Genomic DNA, 15,212 nt, shown 5'->3' with positions numbered 1-15,212 from the left:
TGAGCGGCTGCCTTTCACAGGGGTCGGATGTTGCACCGCGGCCCGGCCGCGGACACGGCGTCGGCGGCCGGGCACGGGGTGGGGTCAGAAGAGGAAGTAGCGCTGTGCCATGGGCAGGTCGTTGACGTAAGTGCGCGGTACGGTCGCGCCGTCGAGCACGGTGCGGGAATCCCCCGTGGTGGCGCCGCCGATGGTGACCTCGAAGCTGTTGTGGTCGACCCTGAGGCTCTCAGGAATCGTGTTGTTCAGTTTCATGTGCGCCTTGGTGACCTTCCGGGTGCTCTTGATCTCCACGAAGGTCTTGCCGAGGCCGAGACCTTCGTGCGGATTAGCCGGTCCGGTCTCGCCGTTCGTCTCCTTGGCCGGTTCGGTCCCGCCGTTCAGCCGGAGTGCTACCTGCTTGTCGGCCACGAAGTTGTACGAGTTGCTTCCCGGGGCGCGGCCGGTGGAGCCCCAGACCTGCCGCGGCAGGTAGGGCTGTGGCGTCGTGATCGACGCGTTGGCGTCGCCGACCTGCGCGTAGGCGAGCTGCCCGCCCTTGAGGACCATGTGGATCTTGACCCCGAAGAACTTCGGCTCCCACAGCACCAGATCGGCCAGCTTCGTGGTCTCCACGGAACCGACGTGGTCGTCGATGCCGTGGGTGATCGCCGGGTTGATGGTGTACTTGGCGATATAGCGGCGCGCCCGGTAGTTGTCGCTCGGGATCAGTTCGTCGTCGTTGTACGAGTGCTTGGCCTTCTCATCGTCCTCAGCCGTGCGGATCTTCGCGTACTCGAGGTCCTCCGGGAGGGGACCGTAGCGGCACTTCATGACGTGCGCGGTCTGCCAGGTCCGCATGATCATCTCGCCGATGCGGCCCATCGCCTGGGCATCGGAAGACATCATCGAGATGGCACCCATGTCGTGCAGGAGATCTTCCGCGGCCATGGTGGAGGGCCGGAGGCGGGAGTCGGCGAATGCCATGTCCGCAGGGATGTCCGGGTTGAGATGGTGGCAGATCACCATCATGTCGATGTGTTCCTTGACGGTGTTCACCGTCAGCGGGCGGGTCGGGTTGGTCGAGGCGGGAAGGACGTTCTCTTCCTTGACCAGCTCGATCATGTCCGGCGCGTGACCGCCACCGGCGCCCTCGACGTGGAAGATGTGGATCGAGCGCTTCTTGCCGTCCGTTGTGTTCGTGAAGGCGTCGCGGGTGCTTTCCAGGAAGCCGGACTCGTTCAACGAGTCCGCGTGCAAGGCAAGTTGGATGTTCCGCTCCTCGCAGACCTCCAGCGCGTTGTTGATCACGGCGGGTGTGGCGCCCCAGTCCTCGTGGATCTTGAGGCCGCAGACCCCGGCGTCCACCTGCTCGTTGAGTGCCTCCTTGCTCATCGTGCTGCCCTTGCCGAGCAGGCCGACGTTGACCGGATACTCGTCAAGCCCCTCGAACGTCCGGGTGATGTGCCACGGGCCCGGCGTCACCGTGGTGGCCGTGCTGCCCTCGGCCGGGCCGGTACCGCCGCCGATGAGCGTGGTAACGCCCGAGGCAAGGGCCTCGTGGATCTCTTCGGGGCAGATGAAGTGGACATGGGTGTCCACACCGCCCGCGGTGAGGAACCGCCCGTTGCCGGAGATCGCCTCGGTGTTCGGGCCGACCACGAAGTTCGTCGGCTCCACCGTCTGCGGCACCGTATCGGCCTGATCGGCACGGTTACGGGTCGGCTTCTCGAAGTTCTGGATCGGGTCCATCGTCTCGGGGTTGTACGCCTTGCCGATGGCCGCGATCCTGCCGTCGCGGATGCCCACGTCAGCCTTGACCACGCCCCACCAGTCGAGAATCAGCGCACCGGTGATGACCGTGTCCACGGGCTTACGCGACTCGTCCCCGCCCCCGTCCCTGGGGATGTGCGACATCCCCATCGATTCGCGGATCACCTTGCCGCCACCGAAGATCATCTCGTTGCCGCTGTACTCCGGCCCTCCGCTCCAGTCGGCCTCGATCTCCACAGTGAGGTCGGTGTCGGCGAGGCGGACGCGGTCCTTGGTGGTGGGCCCGTACAAGGCGGCGTAATCCGCCCGCTTCAGCTTGTTGTTCCGCTTGAGCTTGTTGTTCCGCTTGGCTTCCGGCGGGTTGTTGCTCGGCTCCTGCGGGCCAGCCATCAGAAAGTCTCCTCGCGCAGTCCTTTGATCTGGGACAGGTCGTCCTGGGCATCGCCCTGGATCTTCACCAGCTCGACGCAGCACTCATCGCCCGGCTCGAAGCGCACTGACGTCCCCGCAGCGATGTTGAGGCGCCTGCCCTTGGCGTCCTCGCAGTCCTTCAGCAGTCCGTAGGTCACGGGCTTGCCCTCCGAGCTCTCCACGACCTTGAGCTCCGGGTTGACCTCGGCGAAGTGATAGTGGGAGCCAACCTGAACGGGACGGTCCGCAGTGTTCTTGACCTTGATCGTCTTCTTGTCGGCGTTCAAGGTCTTGTTGAACTCGATCGCCCCGTACCAGGAGGCCGTGTCCGCGCACTCATCGCAGCAGGCGGACGGGCCCTTGTCATCGGCGCAGTCGACCGGGCACCCCGGATTGCGCGGCGGCCGGGGGTGCTCGACCTTGCCCGGGTAGACCTCGGGCTCCTCCGTGGCCTCCGGGAGGGGGTCGTGGATGGTGACCAGCTTGGTGCCGTCCGGGAAAGTGGCCTCCACCTGGATGTTCTTGATCATCTCCGGGACACCGGCCATCACGTCGTCACGGGTGAGCACCTGCCGGCCCGCATCCATGATGTCGCTGACGGTCTTGCCGTCGCGCGCCGACTCGAAGACGTATGCGGTCAACAGAGCCATCGTCTCGGGGTAGTTGAGGAGCAGGCCCCGGTCGCGACGCTTCTGCGCCACATCGGCCGCGACGTGAACCAGCAAGCGCTCCTGCTCATGCGGGGTCAAATGCATATGAGTCGTTTTCTGTTGTCGGGACGGTGCGTGCGGCCGGGCGTGCCGACGAGCACGGAGAACGCCCCCTGCACGGCGCGCGGGCCGTCCTCGATACTCGGCGAAGGCAACCAGCGAGACGGCGCGAACTGGGACCGTCTACACCATGTGGTGAACCTGATGCACAGGGGCGCACAGGCCTCACCCGAAGCGGCCGTACCCGGTATCCGCGACCAGGACAGCCGGCCGTAGCCCGCCACCGGCGAACTCATCGAGCGTCTCCCGCGCGAGCTGCCACTTGGGACGCTGGTGTGCGTCCTCGGGGATGCGGCCGATCCGCCACGGGCATGCCCCAGGAGGCGGGCAGGAACAACCGCCAGGACAACAGGCAGGAGGCGGTGTCGGAAGCAGCGTGAACACTGCCGCCGACCTGGCAGTCGCCCACCTTGCCCAGCGTTGCGGGCCACGGTCGCCCGCACAGCCGAAGACGTTCACCGCAGGAACGATTCGCACCGTCGAAAGCGGGGGCGCCGATGTCGCGCTCGACGGGCTACCGACGTCAACGGGCTGCCAGACTCTCGGCCTTCCAGCCTCCCAGCCTCAACGCGCGTGTCAGACAGTCGGCGTTGGTTCTGCGGGTGCCGACCAGTGCTCGCTCATCCAGTCCTCCAGCGTCGTCAGGTGTGGGTGACGGCCGCGCAGGTCGGTCAGGTCCGCTCTGAAGCCCACCGTGTTGAACCAGTCGAACATGACAGCCATCTCCTCGCTCTGGGCGCGGACCTCCTCGATCGGCTGGGAGACGAAGCGCACGGGGCGGCCGGCGGCGCGGCCGAAGACCTCGGCCATCTGCGGGCCGGTCAGCTCGTCTCCGGCGATCTCAATGGTGCGCCCCAGGTAGTCGGCCGGAGCGTCGAAGGCGTCGGCCGCGATGGCCCCGATGTCGCCAGGGGCGCCGTGTCATCTGCGGCCCCGACCCGCTGTTGGCCCAGGCCCGATCCAGTGTCAGAACAGCAGGCGATCGACGATCGTGACCGCTGGGCTGGTCTGTAGGCGGAATTCTCCGCTGCAGTCGCCCATGTCGAAACGGGTGATGATGTACTTCTTCTCCGGGTCCGCCCGGATGATCAGTTCGGTGGCGCTCTCGCGGAAAGCGTCGAGGACTGTTGCTCCCGTACGGCTGGTCCACCGAAGGTGGATGGATCTGCCCAGCGGGCTGTAGGCGAAGGTGAGGTGTTCGCCGCTCTCGTAGGAGAAGGTCAGAAGCCGTGAACCGTCATCCATCGTCTCCGGCCAGGTATCCAGCCTCTGGAAGACGTCCAGGTCCTCGGGAGTGATGAACTCTCGGTACATGTACTTCCCCTCGCTCGCGTGGGCGCGTATGGAGGCCGGCGAGCGCAGCTTCCATGGGACTCACATCAGGTCCTTCGCCGCAGTCTGGGCTTCCAGCAGTGCATGCGACACAACGACTGACAGCGCGACGAAGCCCCCGACCGCAAACCGTGTCCGGGGCTTGTGTGGGTGTCGAAGATGAGCCACCGCCGGCGAGACTGATGATTCACGACAAAACCACCGGGACGAAGCCCAGCTCACAGCGCCCACCCAACGCACCCGATGCGACCAGCATGCGCCCTACCAGCACAAACCCTCACGCCGCACCCTGCCTGCATGGCCGACCCTCAAGCCGAACCTCGCTGCCGCACATGCCGACAACCCCACCCCACCGTCACCGACCGCGGCAGCCCTCACGGCCAGCAGTGCACACCCTGCTGGTCCCACCTCCAAACACACTGCGACAACGAGCAAGCCCTCGAAGAAGGCGCCACCGGACCGCCCCCACCTGTCGAACCCCGCTGCCGCCACTGCGACACACTCCAAGACCGGCATGAGACCGGCTACAACCGGTGGGTCCTCCTCGAACCCGACATGCCCGTGCCCTCGCACATCGTCCCCGCTGGACACCGCTGGACCATCGCCGACGACGGCATAGCCATCGACACCGGCACCCAGTCCCTACCCGCTGGCACTATCTGCCGCATCCCCCATGCCCTCGTCTGCCCCCGCGACGACCCACCCGACCAGCTTCCACCGTTCTTCACCGCCCTCTGGCAGGAGAACGAACGCCGCTACTGGCGGAACCATCCACCTGATATCGGCGACCTCCCCACCGCTGGCCCCGCCGCATGAAACGGCCGGATGCACACGCACCCGGCCGTCAACAACCTGCACTCACACCTGCGGAGGCTGTGGCTTCCACGTCGGCAGCCCCGCGGCCACCCGGCGTTCGTTCAACTCCGCCAAGCCCTCGCGCTGCAGCTCAGCCATCTCCGCCGAGATCGACCGCATCTCATCGACCGACACCGTGGTCTCCGCAGCCTCATGCAGCTCCCGCAAACGAGCCGCACGCTTCGGATCCGCATACACCGCCGCATCGATCTCCGCGACGTACTCGTCGACCGTCTCAACTTCATCCACGCCGGACCGCCCCTTCAAAAGCCCCCCGCGACCCAACCACGGCTGGCGCTGAGGCCGCAGCCGAACCAGCCATCCGGGCCACCAGCGACCGCATCCTCTCCCGCTCTGCCCTGGCGAGTCGGTGGGGCCGGTGGTTCCGGCGGGCGGTACGACTGCCCACCGAGCACCTGGAGGTGACGCTGGGCTTCCCCGCCGGCCAAGACCCGGTGGTGTGGGGCACCGAGACGTCCATGACCGCCGAGGCCCTGCCGCTGCGGACTGCGCCCAGCCGACACGACGACGGGGGCACCGCGTCTTCGCCTGGTCGACGTCCGCCCCCGCGCTGCACGCCCGGTACCGTCTGGAGCGGAAGTTCCGGGCCCGGCCCGAACCAGACGCGGACACGGAGGAGTTGAAGTGAGCGAGGTGCAGCCCAGCCGGCGCATGCGGGACCTCGGCGTCGTCCAGCACGGCACCGGCATCCTCGTCGAGCCCGCCGACGCCCTTCGTCCTGCCCGCCGGGCAGGACGCCGCGACGGACGTCCTCGACCAGCTGTCCCAGGCGGCGGACCGCATCGCCCAGGCACACGACTTCTCCGGCAAGGGCATGGGACTCGCGCCCCACAGATCGGCATCGGCCGCGCAGCCGCGACCGTACGGCCCGCCGAGCCGGGCGCCAGGCCGATCGTGCTCCTCAATCCCCGCATCACCGCAGCCTGCGACGAAATGGACGAGCAGTAGGAAGGCTGCCCGTCCTTCTTCGACGTCCGCGGCCTGGTGCCCCGCCCGCTGAGGATCACCGTGGAGACCACCGCGCTCGACGGCGCCACCATCATCACGGTCTACGAGCGTGGCCTCGCCCGGCTGATCCTTCACGAGGTCGAGCACCCGACGGCCTGCTGTACCTCTCCCGGATGCGGCCCGGCGTCGGACCGATCCCGGTGGTGGTCTACCGGCAGACCACCACCGCCACCGGCCCCGCCTGGGCATACGAGCAGTAACGCGGACTGGAGGTCGGCGGGGTCGATTCAGGTAAGCAGCAAGTTCAGCTACCGCTGTCGTCACCGACTGCCGAGCCGCCACCCACGTCGCTGGACTTGTTGGGTTGCTGCCTCTCGGGAGGCTGGAGCTTGGGTTCGCCCGTCTCGCGGGAGCTGATCTGGTCGCTGAAGGCGAGACGGCCTCCGCCATGATCGACTACGACCGTGTCACCCTTGCGCACAGCCTTCTCCACCAGGTCGGCGAGTTCCTCATCGCTCGCGTCGGGGTTGTCTTGGGCGATGCGTCTGCCGATCTCGTTGTTGTAGAGGTCCATGGCTTCGCGCTCGGGCTGGTTGCCGGGCCTGGTTTCATGGGTGGTGGCGTACTTCTCGGTCCACTCCGCGCCGTACTTCTTCGTCATCAGCGCGTTCCAGTAGGTGTGGCGGAAAGCGTCGTTGTGGTTGTCGTTCTTGTTCGGCGCGCCGTTTCGTATCTCGGGCGCGAACCGGTCATCGGCGGTGTCGAACGCCTTGCCCTGTACGTCCTTGAAGCCCTCCAGGCCGTTGAGGCCCAGCCCGTCGAGCATGTCCGCCTCCCGCGCCGTGACACTCTCGTTCATCCCCAGGAGCCCGGCGCCTGCGTGCAGGATCCAGTTGCGGGGGTACTCGACCACGCCGCCCGGGTCGGGGTCGACCTGGTAGTCGCGCAGGATCCGGTCCAGATCCTGTCTGGTTCCCGGGGGCGTGTACTCGACTTTGTCGGGGTTGAACCCGTGTGCTCCGGCCGCGCGACCGTCCGGTGGTTTGACAGCGGCGATGAGGGTCTTTTTTATCGCGGCGTCCGTGTCGTTGACGGCTTCGACAGCCGCGTCGATACGGGCCTGCCATTTCGCGACCTCTTCGTCGAGGGCCTCTGCGTAGGTGTGGTCGTGGCCTCTGGCCACGCGTTCGCCCTCGTTGAGCTTGGTGGTGTCGAGGGTGACTCTCCCGTCCCCGTCCACACTCATCTTGTCCTTCTCGGCGGCCTTCACCCGCCTGCCGAGGGTCCGCTTCCTGTCCGCCAGGTCGTCGTACGCCTTGGTCAGCAAGGTGGCGATGTTCTGTGCCTGGCGCTTGGCAGCGCCGAACTGGCCCGAGGAGACGCGGGCGACCCCGTCGTAGCTCACTTTCGCCAGGCCCGACCAGGAGCTGTTGGACACCTGGCCGCGCACGCGGGTGTCGTAGTCGGTGTGCAGCTCTCCGAAGCGCTTGCCCATGCGCCGGAAGGCCGCTGCGGCATCATCCAGTTCACTGGCGTCGGCGGTCATGATGTCGCGGAAGGTGAGTGTCATCGCCCGGATCCGCCTGCCCTTATCCGGCCGGCCGCAGGCCGGTGGGCTCGTTGCCGGGAAGAGTCGGCATGTAGGGATCCGAGCCGGACACGAGGGAGTTGTGCACGAGGCCGTCCCGCGACTGGAAGAGCACCCTGGCCCCGCGCAGCGCGTCCCTCTCGCCCTGGAGCCGCTGTTCGAGGTTGCGGACCTGCTTGCCCCACTGCCGCAGCACGTGCTCGACGCCCTGCCATGCCTCCCAGTCCTGCATCGTGCCGCCGGGCTGGGCCCGCTCGCTGCCCAACATCCCCGGTGCCGGGCCGTCCGAGGGCACTCCGCCCATCCGGCCCGCGCTGCGCAGGTGCGGGAGCAGCTGCTCGTCGACATATTTCGCCGAGGCCTTCTTCGTCGCGGGGTCCGAGGCCAGCCGGTCGGCCCCACCGGGCCCGGTGCCCCCGCCGCCCGCCGGAGCCGCGGAATTGAGCTGCATCCGCGCGTTCTGCCCCTCCTGGGCCTGCGAGACCAGAGCACCCCACTCTGCCTTGAACGAGTCCAACGTAAGCCCCCAGCTGACCATCCTTGACGTCCCGTGACGTGGTCATGGTATCCCCGTACCGGTGGCGCCAGTCGAGCGCAGCGACGCGTGAGCCTGCTGAGGAGACGGCACCCATGTGGCTCCTGGAACCTGACAGGAAGAGGGCCGGAGAAGACGGGCTGGGAGCGGAGCCGGAGGCCTGTCCCGGTCGGGGGCGTGCCATAGTGCCGAGTGACCGCGCAGGATCGGGCCGCGGCCGGGGGCTGTCGTCGGTGGCTACGCTGAGCGTGAGTGTGCAAGTCGCGTTGCGGGAGCCTGCCGCGCTGACCGCCTGTCACGTAGCCGGCGAGGTGAGCCGCCAGGAAACCAGCTCCGGTATGAGGCCGGTGCGCCTGTGCGCATCCGGGCGCAGGAAGCACTCGGCGGGGAGGAACAGGGGCAATGACGATGGCCGGAGCACAACGAATACCGCAGCGGTGGAAGAGGCCGGCGGTGAACCTCGTACTGTGGTCCATCCCCGTGCTGCTGCTCCTCGCCTCGATCATCGTGGTGCTGGTGCCGTTCCGCGCGAACGAGGATCCCGCCGACCCGAGTGCGACGGTGCGGGAGGAATGCGGATCCCTCCTCTCCCCCCACACGCTCAAGACCCCCTCTGGGCACCCCTATCTCACACCCGTGTGCGAACACGCCCGGAAGGCCCGGTTGAGCGGGGCCGGGCAGCTCCTGGCATGGGGGGCCGGCACCGCCGCACCAGCCGTCGCCGTGCACATACACCGACGGCGACGCCACCGGAGCGGACCGGCCGCAGAGCTACGGCACAACCCCGACCACTGAAACACCGGGCTCGCGCGCCAGGGCCCACTTACCCAAGCAGGCCTACGCCGCGGGCTTCGCGGGTCTGCTCAGCGGTGAGTTTCTGCTGCTTGTGGTGGGTGCGGGTGCTGCTGCGAAAGGCGCCCAGCCGGATGCGGTGCTCTCCTCCGTCGGTTTCGGTGAGGACCTCGGTGTGGGCGCGCGGGACCCGTGCCTCGATCAGCCTGTGGCTTCGCCAGGGGAAGTAGGCGGCCTAATCTGTGAAGGGGTCTTCCAGCGTCGGGATACACGGGGACAGCAGCGCCTCTGTGCGCTGCGTGACCGTGCCCCGAGCGAGCCTGAGCACGCGTACCTCGTTCTCATGGGCCGGGTCCTCGTCATCGCGAATATGCAGGAGGCCGTAGGAGCCAGGAGCAACCTTCGCGACATGCTCGAACAGGTCCAGGACATCAGGTGACGAACGGTGATTGGAATGGCCTCCCAGGTGGATGAACGGCTCGCCGTTCATCCACCTGAGGTCAAGGAGATAGGGACTGGCCATCTTGGCGATGCGAAGCCGAAGGTCATCCACGACCTGCCGCAGCCGGACGTCATCGTCGTCATCAACCGAGGTCTCCCTGACCGTGATCCAGCCGTGGTACTCGAACACACCGCGATCCTAATGAAGTCAGACTGGGCCTCAACAGCCCGACCACGGCAAGATCCGCCGGACAGCTCCCAGCCGTCACACAACGTCCATGACAAACCCCTCCCTGATAGGAATCCGTCAGGTCTGTCTGGATCCTGGGATCCTGCTGGGCAGGGGCTGATGGCAGGTGGTGCAGACGCCGGGCCGGCACCGCACACCCTGCGGGGGCAGGGCGGGGCGGGTGTCATGTGGTGCCCCGCCGCCCGGCGAACTCGTCGTCGGGCAGCCAGTGGAGAGCGAACCAGAGTTCCATGCGGACATCCGGATCCTGGAGATCGACGTCGAGGAGTTCGGCGACCCGTGCCAGACGGTGGCGCACGGTGTTGCGGTGGATGTCCAGAGCGGCTGCTGTGCGGTCCCAGGTTCCGTGGAAGGTCAGCCAGGTGCGCAGGGTGCCGAGGAGGACAGCGGCGCCGGGTGCCGCGGCTTGGGAGAGCGGGGCGAATCGGGCGCGGGCGTGTTCCCGCGCGTCGGTGGCGGCGACCAGGGTGTGGGGAGTGCGTGCGTCAGCGTGATGGATGACCGCCGGTGCCTCACTGGCGATGGCCCGCTCCAGCGCGCGTTCGGCCTGAGTGTCTGCGCTGGGCAGCTTTGTCACCGGTACAGGCGCGCTGAAGCCGAGGGTCCACCCGAGGGCGGCGGCCTGCGCGGGGGCGACCGGCTGGGCGTCCGGTGCGCTGGGGATCAGTGCTCGCAGGCTCGCGCGGTCGATGTGCAGGTAGGGAGTGCCAAGTGCGGTGCCCAGAGCAACGAGTTGGGCCGGGTCTTCGCAGGACCGGCCTACAAGAGTGGACCGTGCCAGGAGGTGGCGGCCATGGACGACGACCCAATGTTCGCCCAAGGTCTCCTCGTCAGGGACGAGTGCGGGCGCGACCTCGGCAGGGGTGGCCCCGAGCATGAGCCGTACGAGTGCGCCGATGCTGTGAGCGTCGGTGCCGAGGGCGTGGCTGGGGCTCGTGAGCAGAGACAGCAGCACGGTCGCCATGCTGGTCACCTGGCGGTGGACCAGGGTCGGGGCTGTGGCGGCGGCCTGGCCGAGGGCGAGTGGGGTAGCGGCGCCGTCCGTGCCGGGCAGGGTGTGCACGGTCAGGTGGATGCCTTCGTGGTGGTGAGCCGCCGCCGCGGGGGGCGGCGGTCTGCCCTTCGCATGGTTCCCGGTGGAGCGGGCGATGGTACGTACGGCAAGGTCACGCAGGAGCTGAGGGCCGGGGGCCGCAGGGCGGCGGCCCGCGCTGAACAGTTCGTTGCCCTGGGCGTCGAAGAGTACCGACCCGGCCTCGGTATGGGCGCTGAGCTGCTGCAACACGGCCTGGAGCGCATCCGGCCGGGCCGCGGCGGAAGCGAGAGCCGACTGCGCCTTGGAGATCATTCTCAGTTCGCTGTTGCGGATCTCGGCGATGGCGTCGTACGTGGCCTGACCGACGGCCACGAAGGGGGTGTGGGGCGGCAGACGCAGCAGCGGCAGCCCGTGGCGGTCGCAGGCGGCGATGAGCTCGGCGGGAACCTCCTGATGCACAGGGACCACACCGAAGCCCAGCGCTGCCACCCCGGCGGCGACGACGCGGGTCACGTAGTTGTCGATGCCGTCCGGCTCGTGCGGGAGACGAACCCCCGCGGTGAGGAGGAGCTCGCCGCCGACGAGGTAGGGCGTGGGGTCCTCGACCTCGGTGGTACCGACCGTGCTGATGAGGCGGTCCTCGGCCGGACCGGCGATCTGGCTCAGACCCAGTGCGGGATTGGCGAGCAGCATGCTGAGGGGAACGGAGAGCTGGTCGGTCTCGGCCACGAAGAGTGATCCTTCCAACCCGGCAACGTCGCGCAGAAGTGCGGGATTCATCCAGCGAACGAGTTCATTTTGGATAAACCCTACACTTCAGTGCCAGTGTGAACCGTGGATAGGTTCTCCGATCAAGAGGGCACCACCCCCGCCCCGGCATCCCCCCTCGTCAGCACTGCCGCGTCCGCCCGCTCCCGTGGCCCGGCGCGCAGCTGCTGTCCCCCCACAGCAGCCACTCGGCGTCGCGCTCAGGCGTGGGCCGCAGCGAATCGGAGGACCTGATGGCCGTCGACTACCTCGTCATGACCGGATACTTGCTGGGCCTTGTCGGCGCGGGCTGGTGGGGCAAGAAGCGCGCCGCTTCCAAGAGCGAGTTCCTGGTCGCCGGACGGCGGCTGGGCCCGCTGATGTACACGGGCACGATGGCCGCCATCGTCCTCGGCGGGGCCTCCACCGTCGGCGGTGTGGGCCTGGGCTACAGCTACGGGATCTCCGGTGCCGCCATGGTCTTCGCCATCGGGCTGGGGCTGCTGGCGCTGAGCATCTTCTTCTCCGCCCGGATCGCCCGGCTGCGCGTGTACACGGTCGCCGAGATGCTCTCGCTGCGCTATGGCGACGCCGCCAGCGTCATCTCAGGCGTGGTGATGTGGATGTACACGCTCATGCTGGTCGTGACCTCGACGATCGCCTATGCCAGCGTCTTCGACGTGCTGTTCGACGTACCGCGCTGGGCCGCGATCGTCATCGGCGGCACAATCGTCGTCGGCTACTCGGTGCTCGGAGGCATGTGGTCCATCACGCTCACCGACATGGTGCAGTTCGTGGTCAAGAGCGTGGGCGTGCTCCTCCTGCTGCTGCCCATCGCGGTGGTCAAGGCCGGCGGCTTCGCCGCCATGGGCGACCAGCTGCCGCACGGCTACCTGTCCCCGACCTCCATCGGCGGGCAGACAATCTTCACCTATGTGCTGATCTACACCTTCGGCATGCTCATCGGGCAGGACATCTGGCAGCGGGTCTTCACCGCCCGCAGCGAAAAGGTCGCCGTGTGGGGCGGCACCGCTGCCGGGGCCTTCTGCCTCGTCTACGCCCTGGCCGGCGCCTTCATCGGCATGGCCACCAAGGTGCTCCACCCCCGGCTGGCCAGCGCCGACCAAGCGTTCGCCGCTATCGTCAAGCACACCCTGCCTCCCGGGATCAAGGGACTGGTCCTGGCCGCTGCCCTGTCCGCGATGATGTCCACCGCCAGTGGCGCCCTGATCGCCTCCGCCACCGTGGCCAACAACGACATCTGGGCCCGGCTGCGCCGCCTCGGCCGCCACAAGGCCGAGGCCGCCGCCGATCCGGAGGAGAGCGACGAGGTCGCCTCCAACCGACTCGCCATCGCCATCCTCGGCGTGACCTCCATGGCCATCGCCTGCGCACTCGGCGACGTCATGGCAGCCCTCACCGCGGCATACGACCTGCTCGTCGGCGGTCTGCTGATCCCCATCCTCGGCGGCCTGGTCTGGAGGCGCGGAAACCTCCAGGGTGCTCTGACCTCGATGGTCGTGGGCGGCACCACCGTGATCACCTTTATGGTGACGGACGGGCTCCTCGCCAACGAGCCGATCTACTACGGCCTGCTCGCCAGCCTCGTCGCCTACGTGACCGTCAGCCTTGTCACCAAACCGACCGAGGAAGCGGTCGTCGAGGGGTGGCGCCGCCGCGTGGCGGGCGAGTCGGCCGGCACCTCGGCAGCCCCCGCAACCACCACTGTCTGACGCTGTACCACCAGCCGGTTTCATTGGCTGTCCATACCTCTAAGGAGTTGGCATGACCGGCCCCCTGGCCGTCTTCACCGATCTCGACGACCTGGATCCGACCCCCGGGGTGACGAAGTTGACCGAGGCGGGCTTCGACGTACGGATCGCCGACAGCGCGAGCCCGGACGCCATCGCCCGAGCGGCCTCGGACGCGGTCGCCCTCCTCGTCGGGTACGCCCGCATCGACGCGGACCTTCTCGACCGGCTTCCCAACCTCCGTATCCTGGCCACGTGCTCGGCCGGTTACGACATGGTCGACGCCGAGGCGGCACGTGCCCGCGGCCTGTGGGTGTGCAACCTGCCCGACGCGGCCACCGAGGAAGTCGCCGTCCACGCGCTCGCCGCAGCCCTGGCGCTGGTGCGTGGATTTCCGCAAGCCGACGCAGCGGTGCGCCGGGGCGGTTGGACCACCGACCTGCCACGGCTGCCCCGCCGGGCCGACGAGCTGACGCTCGGCCTGGTGGGCATGGGCCGCATCGCCACCCGCCTCGCCGAGCTGGCCGCACCGATCTTCGGCCGCGTCGCCGCCTACGATCCGCTGAGCCCCGAACACGGGCCGGCCACGGTTCAGCGGACCGATATGGACACCCTGCTGGCATGCAGCGACGTGCTCTCCCTGCATGCCCCGCTCAACAACGCCACCCGCAACCTCATCGGCCGCGCGGAGCTCGACCGCATGCCGGCCGGCAGCTTCCTGGTCAACGTCGCACGCGGTGGCCTGATCGACCACGCCGCGCTCCTGGACTCCCTGGACACCGGCAAACTCGCCGGAGCAGCCCTCGACGTCCTCCCCACCGAACCCCCGGACCAGGACGACCCTCTGCGCACCCACCCCGGCCTGCTGCTCTCCCCGCACATCGCTTTCTTGTCCGACGCCTCGCGGCGCGCCTATGTCGAGCGCCCGGCCGAGAACGTCATCGCCTGGCATCGCACCGGGCGTCCCCTCACCCCGGTCGTCACCCCAGCCACCGAAGGAGGCACCCTGTGACTGATCCGACGCTCCGCGCCGGCCAGACCCCCGAAGCCACCCCCGACGAGGAGCTGCGGCTGCGCCGCGAACTCGCCGCGGTCTACCGCCTGGTAGCGCACTTCCGGATGACCGACCTGATCTTCACGCATATCTCCGCCCGGATCCCCGGACCGCAGCACCACTTCCTGATCAACCCCTACGGCCTGCTCTTCGAGGAGATCACCGCGTCGAACCTCGTCAAGATCGACCTGGCCGGTCACCCTGTCGAGGAGACCCCTCATCCCGTCAACCCCGCCGGTTTCGTCATTCACAGCGCCGTCCACGCCGCCCGGCCCGACGCCCACTGCGTCCTGCACACTCACACCAAGGCCGGGTGTGCTGTCGCGGCCCAGGAGCACGGCCTGCTCCCGCTGAACCAGATCTCCATGGAGTTCTACGGCAAGGTCGGATACCACGACTACGAAGGCGTCGCCCTCAACCTCGCCGAACAGAAACGCCTGGTCGCCGACCTCGGCGACCACCCGGCGATGATCCTGCGCAACCACGGCCTGCTGACCGTCGGCGAAACACCGGCCCAGGCCTTCCTGCGCATGTACTACCTGGACAAGGCATGCGAGATCCAGACCGTGGCCATGGCAGGCGGAGCGAAGCTCGTCACGCCCCCTCCCGACATCTGCGAACTCACAGCGCGCCAACTCTCCGGCGAGGACGACAGCTCCGACCTCCAGGACGAAAAGGGGTACGAGCTTGCCTGGTCGGCACTGCTCCGGCTCGTCGAGCGTGTCGCCCCCGACTACCGGGACTGATCCCGAGCAGCCCCGGCTCCGAAAGACCTCGTCCGATCCGACCTGTCGCAGGCTGCCGGCGAGGGCGGCGCTGAAGGACGGCGCTGAAGGACGGCGCACGGTAGCAGGCACCGTTGTCCGTCACGACACGGTCAATCGCAGTGATGCCGTGCGCGGCGAACCAGGTGCGGGCTTCCCGCGGCC

At 68.1% G+C, this 15,212-nt stretch carries 16 protein-coding genes and 3 pseudogenes; 7 read left to right on the top strand and 12 right to left on the bottom strand.

The window, feature by feature from the left end:
* Positions 1 to 84: 84 nt before the first annotated feature.
* The 6 genes and pseudogenes from OHB04_RS38650 to OHB04_RS38625 all read right to left on the bottom strand — a co-directional run bounded on the left by OHB04_RS38650 (position 85) and on the right by OHB04_RS38625 (position 4,247).
* Entirely contained in the window at positions 85 to 2,142 is a 2,058-nt protein-coding gene (locus OHB04_RS38650; protein ID WP_326692284.1) for an urease subunit alpha, read from the bottom strand.
* Positions 2,142 to 2,450, bottom strand: coding sequence for an urease subunit beta (locus OHB04_RS38645; RefSeq protein ID WP_326693109.1), 309 nt, complete (start codon positions 2,448 to 2,450; stop codon positions 2,142 to 2,144). Before OHB04_RS38645 ends, OHB04_RS38650 begins: the two co-directional genes overlap by 1 nt.
* A 171-nt stretch (positions 2,451 to 2,621) precedes the next feature.
* A pseudogene (locus OHB04_RS38640) lies at positions 2,622 to 2,918 on the bottom strand (urease subunit gamma); the annotation flags it as partial.
* Positions 2,919 to 3,110: 192 nt separating this feature from the next.
* Positions 3,111 to 3,369, bottom strand: a pseudogene (locus OHB04_RS38635) (transposase); the annotation flags it as partial.
* Between the two features lie 140 nt (positions 3,370 to 3,509).
* On the bottom strand, positions 3,510 to 3,827 hold the full coding sequence (locus tag OHB04_RS38630; RefSeq protein WP_442815125.1) for an NmrA family NAD(P)-binding protein: 318 nt from the start codon (positions 3,825 to 3,827) through the stop codon (positions 3,510 to 3,512).
* A gap of 72 nt (positions 3,828 to 3,899) precedes the next feature.
* On the bottom strand, positions 3,900 to 4,247 hold the full coding sequence (locus tag OHB04_RS38625; protein WP_326809288.1) for a hypothetical protein: 348 nt from the start codon (positions 4,245 to 4,247) through the stop codon (positions 3,900 to 3,902).
* Positions 4,248 to 4,562: 315 nt separating this feature from the next.
* On the opposite strand from OHB04_RS38625, the gene OHB04_RS38620 reads away from it, so the two are divergent.
* Complete coding sequence (locus tag OHB04_RS38620; RefSeq protein WP_326809287.1) at positions 4,563 to 5,081, top strand: DUF6083 domain-containing protein; 519 nt, start codon at positions 4,563 to 4,565, stop codon at positions 5,079 to 5,081.
* A 42-nt stretch (positions 5,082 to 5,123) separates the two neighbouring features.
* Here the strand turns inward: OHB04_RS38620 and OHB04_RS38615 are convergent, their stop codons facing one another.
* The gene (locus OHB04_RS38615; RefSeq protein ID WP_326692282.1) at positions 5,124 to 5,369 is read right to left on the bottom strand and encodes a hypothetical protein; all 246 of its coding nucleotides are present in this window, start codon (positions 5,367 to 5,369) and stop codon (positions 5,124 to 5,126) included.
* 396 nt (positions 5,370 to 5,765) lie between these two features.
* On the opposite strand from OHB04_RS38615, the gene OHB04_RS38610 reads away from it, so the two are divergent.
* Both OHB04_RS38610 and OHB04_RS38605 read left to right on the top strand, forming a co-directional pair.
* A complete protein-coding gene (locus tag OHB04_RS38610) occupies positions 5,766 to 6,089 on the top strand; it encodes a hypothetical protein (RefSeq protein WP_326809286.1) in 324 nt (107 codons plus the stop codon).
* Between the two features lie 36 nt (positions 6,090 to 6,125).
* Entirely contained in the window at positions 6,126 to 6,506 is a 381-nt protein-coding gene (locus tag OHB04_RS38605; RefSeq protein ID WP_326692281.1) for a hypothetical protein, read from the top strand.
* Here OHB04_RS38605 and OHB04_RS38600 read toward each other — a convergent pair.
* Positions 6,394 to 7,659, bottom strand: a complete 1,266-nt coding sequence (locus tag OHB04_RS38600) for a DUF6973 domain-containing protein (protein ID WP_326692280.1) — start codon at positions 7,657 to 7,659, stop codon at positions 6,394 to 6,396. The two genes, OHB04_RS38605 and OHB04_RS38600, sit on opposite strands and share 113 nt — an antisense overlap.
* Positions 7,660 to 7,678: 19 nt before the next feature.
* Positions 7,679 to 8,128: a hypothetical protein gene (locus tag OHB04_RS38595; protein WP_326692279.1), complete on the bottom strand. Its 450-nt coding sequence runs from the start codon at positions 8,126 to 8,128 to the stop codon at positions 7,679 to 7,681.
* Between the two features lie 537 nt (positions 8,129 to 8,665).
* On the opposite strand from OHB04_RS38595, the gene OHB04_RS38590 reads away from it, so the two are divergent.
* On the top strand, positions 8,666 to 9,007 hold the full coding sequence (locus OHB04_RS38590; protein ID WP_326692278.1) for a hypothetical protein: 342 nt from the start codon (positions 8,666 to 8,668) through the stop codon (positions 9,005 to 9,007).
* 232 nt (positions 9,008 to 9,239) lie between these two features.
* On the opposite strand, the gene OHB04_RS38585 is transcribed toward OHB04_RS38590, so the two are convergent.
* Both OHB04_RS38585 and OHB04_RS38580 read right to left on the bottom strand, forming a co-directional pair.
* Complete coding sequence (locus OHB04_RS38585) at positions 9,240 to 9,635, bottom strand: Imm7 family immunity protein (protein ID WP_326809285.1); 396 nt, start codon at positions 9,633 to 9,635, stop codon at positions 9,240 to 9,242.
* A gap of 223 nt (positions 9,636 to 9,858) precedes the next feature.
* On the bottom strand, positions 9,859 to 11,460 hold the full coding sequence (locus tag OHB04_RS38580; protein WP_326809284.1) for a PucR family transcriptional regulator: 1,602 nt from the start codon (positions 11,458 to 11,460) through the stop codon (positions 9,859 to 9,861).
* Between the two features lie 272 nt (positions 11,461 to 11,732).
* On the opposite strand from OHB04_RS38580, the gene OHB04_RS38575 reads away from it, so the two are divergent.
* From OHB04_RS38575 to OHB04_RS38565, 3 genes are read left to right on the top strand one after another with little or no spacing between them, the layout of a single operon-like run.
* Entirely contained in the window at positions 11,733 to 13,211 is a 1,479-nt protein-coding gene (locus tag OHB04_RS38575) for a sodium:solute symporter (RefSeq protein ID WP_326693107.1), read from the top strand.
* Positions 13,212 to 13,263: 52 nt separating this feature from the next.
* Positions 13,264 to 14,241: a C-terminal binding protein gene (locus OHB04_RS38570; protein WP_326692275.1), complete on the top strand. Its 978-nt coding sequence runs from the start codon at positions 13,264 to 13,266 to the stop codon at positions 14,239 to 14,241.
* A complete protein-coding gene (locus tag OHB04_RS38565) occupies positions 14,238 to 15,029 on the top strand; it encodes a class II aldolase/adducin family protein (RefSeq protein WP_326692274.1) in 792 nt (263 codons plus the stop codon). The genes OHB04_RS38570 and OHB04_RS38565 overlap by 4 nt, the downstream gene beginning before the upstream one ends.
* Before the next feature lie 37 nt (positions 15,030 to 15,066).
* Here the strand turns inward: OHB04_RS38565 and OHB04_RS42050 are convergent.
* Positions 15,067 to 15,201, bottom strand: a pseudogene (locus OHB04_RS42050) (IS481 family transposase); the annotation flags it as partial.
* Between the last annotated feature and the right edge of the window lie 11 nt (positions 15,202 to 15,212).

Origin of the sequence: Streptomyces sp. NBC_01775 (genome assembly GCF_035917675.1) — a bacterium.
In the GTDB taxonomy this organism is placed as follows: domain Bacteria; phylum Actinomycetota; class Actinomycetes; order Streptomycetales; family Streptomycetaceae; genus Streptomyces.
Note: the sequence above shows the minus strand (reverse complement) of the source record. Positions and strands in the feature narration are given on the sequence as shown.

Bases quoted from the DNA above. Each gene is read 5' to 3' on its own strand.
- OHB04_RS38650 (WP_326692284.1), bottom strand. From the start codon at position 2,142: ATGGCTGGCCCGCAGGAGCCGAGCAACAACCCGCCGGAAGCCAAGCGG.
- OHB04_RS38625 (WP_326809288.1), bottom strand. From the start codon at position 4,247: ATGTACCGAGAGTTCATCACTCCCGAGGACCTGGACGTCTTCCAGAGG.
- OHB04_RS38620 (WP_326809287.1), top strand. From the start codon at position 4,563: ATGGCCGACCCTCAAGCCGAACCTCGCTGCCGCACATGCCGACAACCC.
- OHB04_RS38600 (WP_326692280.1), bottom strand. From the start codon at position 7,659: ATGACACTCACCTTCCGCGACATCATGACCGCCGACGCCAGTGAACTG.
- OHB04_RS38595 (WP_326692279.1), bottom strand. From the start codon at position 8,128: ATGCAGCTCAATTCCGCGGCTCCGGCGGGCGGCGGGGGCACCGGGCCC.
- OHB04_RS38575 (WP_326693107.1), top strand. From the start codon at position 11,733: ATGGCCGTCGACTACCTCGTCATGACCGGATACTTGCTGGGCCTTGTC.
- OHB04_RS38570 (WP_326692275.1), top strand. From the start codon at position 13,264: ATGACCGGCCCCCTGGCCGTCTTCACCGATCTCGACGACCTGGATCCG.